Annotated in this window: 12 protein-coding genes; 9 read left to right on the forward strand and 3 right to left on the reverse strand. The window is 58.4% G+C overall.

Translation table 11 applies throughout. The features are described 5' to 3' along the window. Positions 1–153 precede the first annotated feature (153 nt). From OO25_RS19695 to OO25_RS19720, 6 genes are all read left to right on the forward strand, one after another. Positions 154–1095, forward strand: coding sequence for a CheB methylesterase domain-containing protein (locus tag OO25_RS19695; protein WP_052463820.1), 942 nt, complete (start codon positions 154–156; stop codon positions 1093–1095). 24 nt (positions 1096–1119) lie between these two features. Continuing rightward, on the forward strand, positions 1120–1674 hold the full coding sequence (locus tag OO25_RS19700) for a chemotaxis protein CheD (protein WP_040182304.1): 555 nt from the start codon (positions 1120–1122) through the stop codon (positions 1672–1674). A gap of 189 nt (positions 1675–1863) precedes the next feature. Continuing rightward, complete coding sequence (gene modA / locus OO25_RS19705) at positions 1864–2679, forward strand: molybdate ABC transporter substrate-binding protein (protein ID WP_082035374.1); 816 nt, start codon at positions 1864–1866, stop codon at positions 2677–2679. A gap of 9 nt (positions 2680–2688) precedes the next feature. Beyond that, complete coding sequence (gene modB, locus OO25_RS19710) at positions 2689–3387, forward strand: molybdate ABC transporter permease subunit (RefSeq protein WP_040182306.1); 699 nt, start codon at positions 2689–2691, stop codon at positions 3385–3387. Further along, positions 3381–4472: a molybdenum ABC transporter ATP-binding protein gene (modC, locus tag OO25_RS19715; protein WP_040182308.1), complete on the forward strand. Its 1092-nt coding sequence runs from the start codon at positions 3381–3383 to the stop codon at positions 4470–4472. Before modB ends, modC begins: the two co-directional genes overlap by 7 nt. 206 nt (positions 4473–4678) lie before the next feature. Next, positions 4679–5980 carry an FAD-binding oxidoreductase gene (locus tag OO25_RS19720; RefSeq protein ID WP_040182311.1) on the forward strand — a complete coding sequence of 434 codons (1302 nt, stop codon included), beginning with the start codon at positions 4679–4681 and terminating at the stop codon, positions 5978–5980. Here the strand turns inward: OO25_RS19720 and OO25_RS19725 are convergent. Beyond that, entirely contained in the window at positions 5974–7008 is a 1035-nt protein-coding gene (locus tag OO25_RS19725; RefSeq protein WP_040182313.1) for a zinc ABC transporter substrate-binding protein, read from the reverse strand. The two genes, OO25_RS19720 and OO25_RS19725, sit on opposite strands and share 7 nt — an antisense overlap. Before the next feature lie 94 nt (positions 7009–7102). Between OO25_RS19725 and OO25_RS19730 the strand changes: the two genes are divergently transcribed. Genes OO25_RS19730 through OO25_RS19740 form a run of 3 tightly spaced genes read left to right on the forward strand, consistent with a single transcriptional unit; the run spans position 7103 to position 9155 of the window. Further along, positions 7103–7585: a Fur family transcriptional regulator gene (locus OO25_RS19730; protein ID WP_040169677.1), complete on the forward strand. Its 483-nt coding sequence runs from the start codon at positions 7103–7105 to the stop codon at positions 7583–7585. Beyond that, entirely contained in the window at positions 7582–8358 is a 777-nt protein-coding gene (locus OO25_RS19735) for a metal ABC transporter ATP-binding protein (RefSeq protein ID WP_040169679.1), read from the forward strand. Before OO25_RS19730 ends, OO25_RS19735 begins: the two co-directional genes overlap by 4 nt. Next, positions 8358–9155 (forward strand): iron chelate uptake ABC transporter family permease subunit, encoded by a 798-nt coding sequence (locus OO25_RS19740; protein ID WP_040169681.1) that lies wholly within the window; start codon positions 8358–8360, stop codon positions 9153–9155. The genes OO25_RS19735 and OO25_RS19740 overlap by 1 nt, the downstream gene beginning before the upstream one ends. Positions 9156–9286: 131 nt before the next feature. On the opposite strand, the gene OO25_RS19745 is transcribed toward OO25_RS19740, so the two are convergent. Then, positions 9287–11566, reverse strand: a complete 2280-nt coding sequence (locus OO25_RS19745) for a response regulator (RefSeq protein WP_040182315.1) — start codon at positions 11564–11566, stop codon at positions 9287–9289. 20 nt (positions 11567–11586) lie between these two features. Continuing rightward, complete coding sequence (locus OO25_RS19750) at positions 11587–12519, reverse strand: PhnD/SsuA/transferrin family substrate-binding protein (protein ID WP_369808877.1); 933 nt, start codon at positions 12517–12519, stop codon at positions 11587–11589. Positions 12520–12718: the final 199 nt, after the last annotated feature.

Genomic DNA, 12718 nt, shown 5'->3' on the forward strand with positions numbered 1-12718 from the left:
CGCCAAACGCCCCCAGCCCCATTCCAGGGTTGGGGGTCGTACATCTGAAACACTTCGGCCTTTGTCCGAACGCAACAAGCGGAATGAGCATTGTCACAGAGCCTATTGATCATCACCACGGACCGGCGTTTTGCGCAGAACCTACAACAACATATGGAGGCCACTTACCCGGGCCTTCAAGTGCTTTTGGCCAACAATCTGATGATGGCCTACAATCAGGCGGAGGCGGGTCAGCCCACTTTTGCTTTCGTCGAGGATGGGTTTACCAAACTGCCCGAATTCGAAATGATGCTGGCTCTTTTCTCAGCGCTCGATATCCGCTGGGTGTCTGTGATGGACAACCATAGTTCAACACCGGCACGGAGCTCCTCGCCCTTGCTGGATGTTGGTGCCGGCATCTTCGAGCTGACGAAATCCGATAACCCTCGTGATTTTGCAAGCTACTTCGACATGATGGTCAAGGCACCACGCAGAGATCAGCGCTCCCCCTTGCAAAAGCAAACCGCAGGCGCCGCCTCAGGTCCCGGCAGCGACAAAATCATCCTAATCGGTTCCTCCACCGGCGGCGTCGAAGCTCTGAGAAATGTACTGGTTGGATTTCCGCTGAACTGTCCGCCAACCCTGATCGTTCAGCACACCGGCAAGAACTTTGGTCGCGGACTGGTCTCTCTTCTGGACCGCATCTGCCCGGCCAAGGTGCTAACTGCGGATGACAACATGACGCTGTCTCCAGGCCATGTATATGTTGCGGCCGGTCAGCCACGCCACATGGGCATGACGCCCCGAAAGCCCTATCGCACACGGTTCAAGGAAGGCCCGCCAATTTCGGGGCACATGCCATCCGTCGATGCACTGTTTATGTCCGCCGTGCCCATTGCGAAAAGCGTTGTTGCCACAATTTTAACAGGTATGGGACAAGATGGGGCGCAAGGGCTGCTGGAACTGCGCAAGGCCGGGGCAAAAACCTTTGCGCAGGACGAGAAAAGCAGCGTCGTCTACGGGATGCCACGGGTTGCCTGGGAAATGGGCGCCGCGCAGCAACAGGTCTCGCTTGCGCGAATGGCCGGAACATTGATTCAGGCTTGCAAGACCTGACAGATAACTGGGAAGGAAATCACCTTGAGCGTATTTGCTAACTCCACCACGGTGACCGTTCTACAGGGCGAGTATCGCGTATCGACATCCCCGACAGTGGTCTTCTCCACCGTCCTTGGATCCTGTATTGCCGCATGCATCTACGATGACAAAGTAGGTGTCGGCGGCATGAACCACTTTCTGCTGGCGTCCTCAACCGCCAGCGACAGTGTGAATGCACGCTACGGCATCCATGCCATGGAACTGCTGATCAACGGGATCATGAAAAAAGGGGCGCAGCGCGAAAACCTGAAAGCCAAGGTTTTCGGTGGGGCCAAAATGTCGGCTAACCTCTCAGATATCGGCGCTTCGAACGCCGATTTTGTCCAGCGCTTCCTGCGGGACGAGGGAATCTCGGTGGTATCATCCAGCGTTGGTGGCACCTCTGCGCGGCGTGTCCGTTTTCACGCAGCTTCAGGGGCTGCGCAGCAAACGCAGGTCAAAGATGACCGACGTTTGGGTGAGCAGGAGCGTGTTGCTGCGCGGCCGGCACCCGCGGCCAAACCAGCAGCAGATGTTGGCGCGGTTACTCTGTTCTAAGCACGCTGTCACCAGAATCTCTGCCTGAAACATAGGTACAGATACGAAATCAGGTTTTTTTGAGAAGGGTCCGGCGCAGTCGGACCCTTCTTACGATACAGACGTCTCGGCATAGCCGCCGAGTTGCACCTTGCCGCCTCTTCACTTGACCCGTTATCATCCTGATTTCATGTGACGACAGGACGTAGCGTGCAGAGCCAACACCAAACGGATTGCCCCATAGGACCGGGACCGCGGATAAGCCGGCATCTCGCATGCCTCGCTGTGGTTCTGGCCCTGTTCCTGCCGGGATCCGCACTCGCCGACCGCCTCACCGTTTTTGCAGCAGCAAGTCTCAAAAACTCGCTTGAGGAGATCGCCGACGTCTATAAAGCCGAAACCGATACCACCATTGACTTGTCTCTTGCCGGGTCTTCCCTATTGGCGCGGCAGTTGCAGTACGGCGCGCCAGCGGATGTTTTCATCTCTGCCAACGCCGACTGGATGGATTGGGCCCAGTCGCGAAACCTGATTGCAGCCGAGACACGCATTGATCTCCTCGGCAATTCCCTCGTCCTGATCGCGCCAACCGTAGCCCCAGCAACCGTGCCCTCCCTCTCCTTGCAAAATGCCTCCGCACTGCATGCTCAGGTACAGAATCGCCCACTGGCGATGGCCCTGGTGGAGGCGGTTCCCGCTGGGATTTATGGCAAGTCTGCGCTGCAAGATATCGGCCTTTGGGATCAACTGCAGCCATATGTTGCGCAGACCGACAATGTGCGCGCTGCTCTTGCACTGGTTGCCCGCGGGGCCGCTGGTCTGGGTGTGGTCTACGGATCCGATGTGATCGGCAACCCCACTGTCACCGTTGTGGACCGGTTCCCGCCGGACAGCCACGCACCAATCATCTACCCCGCCGCCGCAACCCATGACGGGCAGGAGGCCATTGATTTCCTGAACTTCCTCAGCAGTCCGATTGCGAAAGAGATCTTTGTCGGGCAAGGTTTCACCGTGCTAGTGGAGTGACCCAACAGAATGCAGTGGCTTGGCCCCGAAGAATGGCAGGCGGTGGCCTTGTCCCTGAAGGTATCGTTCTGGGCAACCCTTCTGTCGCTGCCGCTGGCGCTGTTGGTGGCGCTGGCGCTGGCGCGCGGGCGGTTTCGGGGCAAGGCGTTGCTGAACGGGGTGGTTCATCTGCCATTGATCCTTCCGCCGGTGGTTACTGGCTACATCCTGCTCATCGTCTTCAGCGGTCCCAGCCCGGTTGGGACTGCACTGAACGCGGTCGGTATCGTCTTTGCCTTTCGCTGGACCGGCGCGGCCCTCGCTGCTGCAATCATGGGGTTTCCCTTGATGGTCCGGGCCATACGTCTATCGCTGGAGGCGGTAGACCCCAGGCTGGAACAGGCCGCCGCAACGCTGGGTGCCTCGGGGATCTGGGTGTTCGTGACCATCACCCTGCCCCTGATCCTGCCCGGCGTTCTGGCTGGAGCCGTCCTTGGCTTCGCCAAGGCAATGGGTGAGTTTGGCGCAACCATCACCTTTGTTTCCAATATTCCGGGCCAGACGCGGACGCTCCCCTCAGCAATCTATGCTTTTCTTCAGGTGCCCGGTGGTGAAACCGCGGCGTTTCGGTTGGTGATCATCTCCGTTGCCCTCGCCATGGCGGCGCTGCTGGCGTCAGAATGGCTGGCACGCCGGGTCGCAGACCGGGTTCGGGGCGCCAGATGTTAGACGTCAGGCTAACGCATCAGCTGGGGCAGTTGGCCTTGGATGTGGATTTTTCGGCCCCTGCCGGAGTGACCGTTTTGTTCGGCCGTTCCGGTGCCGGCAAAACCACTGTCGTCAATGCTGTGGCAGGTCTGCTGAAACCCGGAACCGGCAAAATCAGCCTCAGAAACCGCGTTGTTCTGGACACAGAAGCCGGGGTAGATACCCCCCCGCACCGTCGTCGCATTGGCTACATCTTTCAAGATGCCCGGCTTTTTCCCCATATGAGCGTTTCTAAAAATCTTATGTATGGCCAAAGGTTTATGCACAGAAACCGAGAAGCAGCGACATTTGACACCGTGGTCGAGATGCTCGGATTGGGCACCTTGCTGAACCGCCACCCTGCCAATCTTTCGGGTGGTGAAAAACAGCGTGTCGCAATTGGCCGCGCCTTGCTGTCGGCACCGGATATGATCCTGGCGGACGAACCACTGGCCGCCCTGGACGAGGCACGGAAGACCGAAATTCTGCCCTATCTGGAACGGCTGCGCGACGAAATCACGCTTCCTATTCTCTATGTCACCCATTCAGTTGCTGAGGTCGCCCGGCTGGCAACCACCGTGGTTGTTCTGCAAGACGGGCGCTGTATCCGCAGCGGCCCTGCTGATCTGGTGCTGGCCGATCCGACCGTCATGCCAACTGGCGTGCGTGGTGCCGGTGCTATTTTGCAGGCAACAGTACAGCAGCATCACGCAGATGGGCTGAGTGAATTGAACGCCGGTGGCCTCGCCCTGTTCCTTCCCCGGGTGCCCCATCCGCCGGGCCATGCCGTGCGTGTCCGCATCTCCGCCCATGAGGTGATCCTGTCACGCCAGCGCCCCGTTGGCCTCTCTGCATTGAACATTCTGCCGGGTCGCGTCACCGCACTGCGCAGCGGCGAGGGGCCGGGCATTATGATCTCTTTGCAGACCCCTGCAGGAGCTTTGCTGGCGCGTGTCACCCGGCGATCTGCCGCCGCGTTGGATCTGGCCATTGGCACGGACTGCCATGCGATTGTGAAATCCGTATCGATCGCGCCAGAAGATGTGGGCGGAACCCGCACAGGCTGAGCCGCTGCACCCCGTATCGTACTAGAAACCACCATCAAACCGCTGATTTTTCTCGGCAACTGCGGCCCTCTGCGGTATGCCAAAATCAATCATCAGGCGGATCACAGCACCACAGGTCCGGATGAGAACCAGCGAACTGCGGAGGGGCATATGCGGCAACACCAGATTTTGAGGCGATGTGCTCCCTTCACAGAGGACACTGGGATATGACGCCTGACCGGAACCGCAGCCTCTGGCAGGCGACCTGCCGTGAGGGCCTCTCCGCTACGGCCCAGCAAGATGATGTTTCAGCAGATTTGGTTGTTGTCGGCGGCGGGTATACCGGTTGTTCGGCGGCTTTGCGCGCGGCGGAGCTTGGGGCTGATGTGCGCTTGCTGGAGGCGGAGACCTTTGGCGCGGGCGGATCCGGCCGGAATGTCGGATTGGTCAATGCAGGGCTGTGGTTGCCGCCTGAGGAGATCAACGCCACCCTCGGAGAGGTCAACGGCGCCCGGCTGTCCACTCTCCTTGCAGCCGCGCCCGCAGCGGTCTTTGAAGTGATCAAGACCCATCAGATCGATTGCGAACCGGTGCAGACCGGAACCCTGCATTGCGCCCATGCGCGTTCGGGACTGAAAGATCTGCAAAAGCGGTACCGCCAGCTGACGGCGATAGGTGCCCCGGTCGCGCTCCTGTCTCGTGGCGATGCCATCGCGCGTGTTGGCAGCGATGCCGTTCATGGCGCCCTGTTCGACCCCCGCGCCGGAACCATCCAGCCGCTGGCCTATGCCATCGGACTGGCGCGCGCCGCAGCTGCGCAAGGCGCCAAACTGCATGCAAACTCACCCGTTGTCGGGATCACACGCGAAACAGATGGCTGGCGGGTCAGCACACCCGGTGGCACAGTCCGCGCCCGTCATTTGATCATGGCCACAAACGCCTACACGCTGCCCATCACGGGATATGCCACCCCCGCCACCATCCCCGTCAGCTATTTTCAGGCTGCAACCGCGCCGCTTCCTGCCGATCTCGCGGGGCAGATCCTGCCTCAGGCAGAAGGCTGCTGGGATACAGGCCTGATCATGTCGTCCTGGCGACGCGACCGCGCCGGACGGTTGATCATCGGCGGTATGGGCGCCCTGTCCCACCCGGCACGCAGCATTCATAGAAACTGGCTGCGGCGGAAGCTGGCAGTCATGTTCCCTGCCCTCGCAGATCATCCGTTTGAAGCCGAGTGGGCCGGTAAGATCGCGATGACAACCCAACACATCCCAAAAATTATTGATTTGGGTCAGGGATTTGCCTGTTTTGGATACTCAGGGCGCGGTATCGGCCCCGGCACGGTTTTCGGCCGACGCATGGCCGAGGCCCTGATCCATGGAGACAGATCGCTCCTTCCCATTCCGGTGAGCGACGACCACAGGTTGCCCTTTGCCGGGGTGCGCGGCGCCTATTATGAGACCGGCGCCACACTGGTTCATCTCCTGTCGGAACGGGTCGGCAAGACGCCGACCACCACCGATCAGTAACAGCCCGCGATCGCCTCACCGACTGAGGTCAGAAGCTGCGGATAGAACTGTGGTCCCGGCTCCAGCTTGACGCCAAGCGGATCAACAACCGCCGTGCCTGCATCGGTTCCATCCAGTACCGTTGCAACCAGACCGGAGTTGAACTGTGGCTCGGACAGAACACAACGCACCTTCATCTCCTGAACGATTGCGCGGACCTCAGCGATGCGGGCCGGGCTGGGATCCGATGCATCACTCAGCGAAATTGCCGCTGCAGCCTCAATCCCGAACCCGGTTTCAAAATACTGATACGCATCGTGAAAAACGACAAAGGGCTTGCCTGCTACAACATCCAGTTTGGTTGCAATCTCGGCAGCGGCTGTCGCAATCTCGGCCTGCCCCTCTGCGGCGTTGCGCATGTAGAGCGCGGCATTCTCCGGATCAGCAGCCGCCAGGGCCTCGGCTATGACCTGCAGCCAGGCGCTGCCGTTTTTCGCCATCAACCACGCGTGGGGATCAAGACTACCGACCTCGTGGCTGTGCCCATGCTCATCTGCATGCGCTGTTTCGGCGTCGTGATCCTTATCATGTTCGCCTGCGTGATCTCCGTCGTGATCATCATCGTGATGCTCCTCATCATGACCGTCATGATGGTCATCGCTGTGATCGTCATCATGCCCCAGCCCGAACTGAACGCTCTCCCGCACCATCAGCTGCTGTGTCGCCTCGGCGTCGAGCAGAGCAATCACCGTGGCATCAGACGCAAGCGTCGCAATAGGCCCCTCCAGCCACGGTGTCAGCATCGGCCCAACCCAGAAGACAAAATCCGCCTGATCCAGCGCCCGCGCTTCCGAAGGGCGCATCGAATGGCTGTGCGGCGACGCGCCGGGCGGAACCACAAGGTCGGGCGTGCCAACACCCTGCATCACACGCGATACGAGGCCGTGGACCGGGGTGATGTCAGCAGCGACGGCAGGCACCTCGGCAAAGGCAGCCGTCGCTGCGGTCCAAACTGTTGCGGCAGTTGCTAAAAAGCGGATTTGTCCCATGACGGCCCCATGTAATTGTATAACATTGCAGCGGTTGATAAACGTCATAACATAACATATCAACCCCGAAAGAGATCGCCCAACGGAGCCACAGATGGACCCCATCGGATTTCACGCACACGACCACAGCCACTGTATCAGCGATGGGATCGCCGTCGCAGATGCACATTGTCGTGCGAATGGCCTGCAATTTACGCCAGTGCGGCGCCGTGTGCTGGAAATCTTGCTGCAGGCCCATCGCGCTATGGGCGCTTATGATCTGCTGGACATTCTGCGCAGCGAAGGTTTGGGATCGCAGCCTCCGATTGCCTATCGGGCGCTGGATTTTCTGGTGAAAAACGGCTTCGCGCACAAGATTGAACGGCTGAATGCCTTTGTGGCCTGCAGCCACCCCGGTGACGATCACGCCCCGGTCTTTATGATCTGCCGCACCTGCAATGCGGTTGCAGAGGCACCGTCCCAAACCTCAAACGGCCGCCTTGGGGCCGCCGCCCGTGAAGCGGGGTTTCTGATTGAACGCACGGTCATGGAGGCGGAGGGTCTTTGTCCCAAATGTCAGGCGGACGACGCGTCATGAGCTTGGTCAAACTTACCGGTGTCAGCGTAAGGCACAACGCCAACCCCGTGCTGCACAATGTTAATTTTGCGATTGATCGCGGAGAAATCGTGACCATCGTCGGCCCCAATGGCTCGGGGAAATCCACCTTTCTGCGGACGATCATCGGCGCGTTGCGGCCAACGCTTGGCGCTGTGTCCCGGGCGCAGGGGCTGCGCATCGGCTATGTTCCGCAGAAGCTGCATATCGATCCAACCTTGCCTCTCAATGTGCGCCGGTTCCTGAGCCTGCCGCATTCCGTGTCGGATGCCGCTGCGCAGAAGGCGCTGGAGCAAGCTGGCGCCGGACAGTTGATGAAACGCCAGATGACCAAATTGTCAGGGGGCCAGTTCCAGCGTGTTCTGCTGGCGCGCGCGCTGCTTTGTAATCCGCAGCTGCTGATTTTGGATGAGGCCACGCAGGGGCTGGACCAGCCCGGGTCCGCCGCTTTCTATCAGCAGATCGAACAGCTGCGCCGCGATTTGGGCTGTGCCATTTTGATGGTCAGCCATGAATTGCACGTGGTTATGGCCGCCTCCGACCGTGTGATTTGCCTCAATGGTCACATCTGTTGCGAAGGCGCCCCTGAACATGTGGCCTCCGCCCCGGAGTATCGCGCCCTTTTCGGAACCGGGACGCAGGGCGCTCTGGCTCTCTATCGGCACGAACACAACCATTCGCACGATCATCGCTGCGGTCACGACCACGCGCATGATCCGCAGACCGCCAATGCCGATATGACCGGACCCCACTGATGATGATTTTGGACAGCTTTCTGATCCGCGCCGCGCTTGCCGGCGTCGGCGTCGCAATTGCCGCGGCCCCCCTTGGGTGTTTTGTGGTCTGGCGCCGGATGGCCTATTTCGGCGATGCAACCGCACATGCGTCGATCCTGGGGATCGCGCTCGCGCTTAGTTTCGATACCTCGATTTTCGTCGGTGTGCTGGCGATGGCCCTGATCATGGCCACGGTTGTCTCAACACTCAGCGGCAGAGGCTACGCGGTCGACACGCTTCTGGGCGTACTGGCCCATTCGTCTCTGGCGTTCGGCCTCGTGGCGGTGTCCTTTCTGCAAGGCGTGCGGCTTGACCTGATGGCCTATCTGTTTGGTGATATCCTCGCGGTAAATGCCAACGATCTTATGGTGATCTGGGGCGGCGCCGTCTTGGTTGTGGGGCTGCTGTGGTGGCGATGGTCAGCACTTTTGACCGCGACGCTGAACCCTGACCTTGCGCATGCCGCGGGGATCGATCCCCGACGTGAACAGCTGGTCCTGACCCTGGCGCTGGCGGTTGTGGTGGCCGTTGCGATCAAGGTTGTCGGCGTGTTGCTGATCGCGGCCCTGCTGATCATACCGGCGGCAACCGCTCGGCCCTTTGCTGCAACGCCCGAACGCATGACCATCATCGCAGCCGTCACCGGTGCAGCCTCTGCGCTGGGAGGTTTGCATCTGGCCTTCATGTTCGACACACCAACCGGACCAACGATTGTCTGTCTGGCGGCCGGTCTCTTCGCCCTGTCGAGCCTCAAGCAGCTGCTGAGCAAGACATGAGCCAAGGCTGACGCATCACGAAATCACATCCCTATGGCTGGCAGGATACTATAGCCACCAGAGGGACCTTAGATCGCGCGCAGAAGATTGAGAATGGCGAGCTGCCTGATCTCTCCGCCAGCCTGGGGGTGTCAGGTTCCGGTTTTCAGCAAAGGTCCGCAATCAACCCATTTGCCGACCGCCCCAAGCAGCGCCTTCTTGTTAATCGGCTTGCTCAGAAAATCATCCATGCCCGCCGCAAGACATTCCTCACGATGCGATTGCAGCGCGTTTGCCGTCAACGCAACCACGGGGCAGCGACCTAGACCGTTGTCCTTCTCCAGCTGACGTATCTCAGCTGTGGCGTCGAGCCCGTCCTTCACCGGCATCATCATATCCATCAGCACGATATCCGGATGGTGTTCCTGAAACATCGTCACCGCCTCTTCCCCGTTGGCTGCGATCAAAACTTCGATCGGAGCGGCCTTCAACATGCGCGAGACAACCAGCTGATTGGTTCTGTTGTCCTCTGCGAGCAGCAATTTCACCTCTGGAGCTGCGGGGGAGTCGACGCTCCGCGTCGGCATGGTTTGGACAGGACTTTCAGAGGACGTCTCCAGCACGCGGGCCATAACCGATCGCAGCTGCGCAGCCCGCAATGGTTTCAGGGCGACCTCACAGCGCCCCAGATGTTCGCGGGCCTCCCGGTCAATGGTATTTTCAACGGAGGATAGGATCACGATTGGCAAATCGCAGTATTCCGGGATCTCCCGTATGCGTTCCGCCAGCTCCTTGCCGTCCATATCCGGCATCTGGAAGTCTTGCAAAATAACGTCGTAGTGAGTGCCATCGTGACGTGAATCCAGCAGCAACTCCAGCGCCTGATGGGCTGAGCCGGCGGTGACGCTTTGCACGCCCCATGTTGCCAGCCGTTCAGTCAGAATAATTCGGTTGAGCTCAAGATCATCAACCACCAAGGCTCTGAGACCGTTGAAATCGCGGACATCCTGCGCCCGTTTCGGCTGGCTCGGCCGAATCCGAAGCGGCAGTTCAATGGTGAACACAGACCCCTTTCCAAGAACCGACTGAACAGAGATCCGCCCTCCCATCAACTCCAACAACCGGGTCGAGATCGCCAGGCCCAAACCGGTGCCTTCGTAGTTACGCGTGGCGGCGCCATCAGCTTGCTCAAACGCGTTGAAAATTCGATCCAGACGGTCACCCGGTATGCCAGCGCCGGTATCGGTCACCGAGATGCGCAGAGCTGTCCGATCATCGTCAGTCTCTCCGGAAACCTCGATATAAACATACCCCTTGCCGGTAAATTTGACCGCATTGCCTGCAACATTGGTCAAAATCTGGCGAATACGCCCAACATCGCCTTCGTAGCACTCTGGCAAACTGGGATCATAGCGAAGAGTCACCTCGACGTTTTTCTCGGCTGCTTTCGGTGAAAGCAGCGTCACCACATCCTCAATCGCGGTCTGCAAATTGAAGGGCGCGCGCTCCAACTCCATCTTTCCAGCTTCGATTTTGGAGAAGTTCAGGATATCGTTGATAATGGTCAGCAGCGCCGATCCCGATTTTGAGATCGTCTCGGCATACATTGTCTGATCTTCATCCAGATCGGTTTCAAGGATCAGCTCAGCCATGCCGATAACCCCGTTCATCGGCGTCCGGATCTCATGAGACATATTTGCTAGGAATTCAGACTTCGCCCGGTTCGCGATATCGGCGGCCTTGCGGGCCTCATCCAATGCGTATTCGCGTTCATCCCGCTCGAAGAATGTGTCTTCGAGCACGCCAACGGAGAAATTCAGCGCCCGAAACTCGCGCGAACCAAACCACGGCAGGCGGGTCGGCTGTCTCGAAACGCCGGAAATTGCATCCGACATCCGCTGATGGATGATATGCAAAGGGCGCAATGCCAGGACGCTTACCAGAAGCAACACCAGCAGCGACAGCACCGCCACCGCAACCACTGTCCACATGATGGTCTGACTGACCTTGTGCTGAACCATCGCCTGGCCTTCACGTGTAGACCAATGGACAACCATGCGGCCGAAGTCGAATCCATCCAAGGTAATGGGGCGGTCATACATAACAAAGTCCCCCACCCCGACCTGATCAACCTGGCCCGCCTCGGCAATCGGAGTACCCGCACTATTCTGAATCTGGATCTTCAAGAGTTTGGGGTTACGAGCAATCGCCTCGAACAATCCGGTTTCAAGAACCGGCACATCTTCAACGATGATCGACTCTAGCATCAGCCCGCTCAGCAGCGAAATCGTCAGTTCAGCCTGTTCTTTTAATTGTGCCTGGAGATTTCCGGTCTCGTAGCGGCGCGCGACATCACCGATTGCAGCCGCGACCAGCAACGCCGCCAGCGACAAAGACAACACGATCTGAAAGAGTATGCCCGTGCGTTTCATAAGGATCCCCGGTGAAGGCACTAAAATGCCTGGCTCTGCTCCATCGCATCGCGGATCAGGTCGTAATCGGAATCAGAACCCTGAAGAAAGCCGTTTTTGGACACCCGTCGAACGATCTCCTCGTTTTCCGAGGATAACATGACCTCACGCATGGCCAGCAGCACATCCTCCGGCAGATCCGATGCGGCAAGCCAGGGTTTGGTCACGTTGTCAAAACTGGTCAGCACCCGAATCGGCACACCTTTAGCGATTAGCTTTTTATAAGTACTCTCTTTCAATGCACCTGCAGTAAACTTGCCAGCTCCGACCGCTTCCCCCACCAAATCGTGACGACCAAGGTAATCGTAGGTATGCAGATCACCGCTGTCGATGCCGGCCTCCAGAAGATGGCTTTGCGCCAAGTAGCGGCCAATCGTCGACAGCTCATCACCAAAGGCAAAGCTCAGGCCCGCCAGATCCGACAATTCGTTGATAGCGCTGTCACGGTGGACAACAATCACGCCTTTGAAACGCTTACGTCCTTTTTTCGATTCCATGGCCACAATCTGAATGTCGGGGTTCTGCTTCATGACATGGACATAGGAGGCTGGGCCAAAGCGCGCGAAATCAACCTCCCCGCTGGCAAGTTGATCGATACCCTCTTGATATTCCTTGGCAACCGTCATCCGAATGATAACTTTTTCGCCTAAAGCCTCCCCCAAACGATTGGACAGAAACGTCAAAAACGGGCGGTATTTCTTCACCGTCACCGTGGGTTTATCTGCAGCATAGGTGCCAAATGTCAGCGTGATATCGGCGCGCGCCGGCATTGACGTCATCAACATCAACAGACAGACGCAAAAAATCGTATACAGGCGCAGGACGCCCCCGGTCTCACTATGATTTTTAGAAGCGGTTCGCATCATCGTCTCCAGACTGAACCCGGGTTTCGCCGGATCGGTGAATTCGCACATCTGTTTACCCTGAATAGTGAGAAAATTTGGTTAAGTGACCCTGAAATTGTATAAATAATTTTCCGGCTCACTCCGACGTGTGTCATAGATATTAACGTTTCAGTAACGATTTCAGCGCTCTTGTATAAAATTCGTCACAAATTTGAAGATCGGGCACAAGCTCGGCAGGACCTCCCGTGATACCACAATGCATTCACAC

Source organism: Phaeobacter sp. S60, from assembly GCF_000826845.1.
Taxonomy (GTDB): domain Bacteria; phylum Pseudomonadota; class Alphaproteobacteria; order Rhodobacterales; family Rhodobacteraceae; genus Phaeobacter; species Phaeobacter piscinae.

Coding starts and splice junctions, on each gene's coding strand:
- OO25_RS19735 (WP_040169679.1), top strand. CDS start 7,582: ATGAGCTTGGTCAAACTTACCGGTGTCAGCGTAAGGCACAACGCCAAC.
- OO25_RS19745 (WP_040182315.1), bottom strand. CDS start 11,566: ATGAAACGCACGGGCATACTCTTTCAGATCGTGTTGTCTTTGTCGCTG.
- OO25_RS19750 (WP_369808877.1), bottom strand. CDS start 12,519: ATGTGCGAATTCACCGATCCGGCGAAACCCGGGTTCAGTCTGGAGACG.
- OO25_RS19695 (WP_052463820.1), top strand. CDS start 154: ATGGAGGCCACTTACCCGGGCCTTCAAGTGCTTTTGGCCAACAATCTG.
- modB (WP_040182306.1), top strand. CDS start 2,689: ATGCAGTGGCTTGGCCCCGAAGAATGGCAGGCGGTGGCCTTGTCCCTG.
- OO25_RS19740 (WP_040169681.1), top strand. CDS start 8,358: ATGATGATTTTGGACAGCTTTCTGATCCGCGCCGCGCTTGCCGGCGTC.
- OO25_RS19730 (WP_040169677.1), top strand. CDS start 7,103: ATGGACCCCATCGGATTTCACGCACACGACCACAGCCACTGTATCAGC.
- OO25_RS19725 (WP_040182313.1), bottom strand. CDS start 7,008: ATGGGACAAATCCGCTTTTTAGCAACTGCCGCAACAGTTTGGACCGCA.
- modC (WP_040182308.1), top strand. CDS start 3,381: ATGTTAGACGTCAGGCTAACGCATCAGCTGGGGCAGTTGGCCTTGGAT.
- OO25_RS19720 (WP_040182311.1), top strand. CDS start 4,679: ATGACGCCTGACCGGAACCGCAGCCTCTGGCAGGCGACCTGCCGTGAG.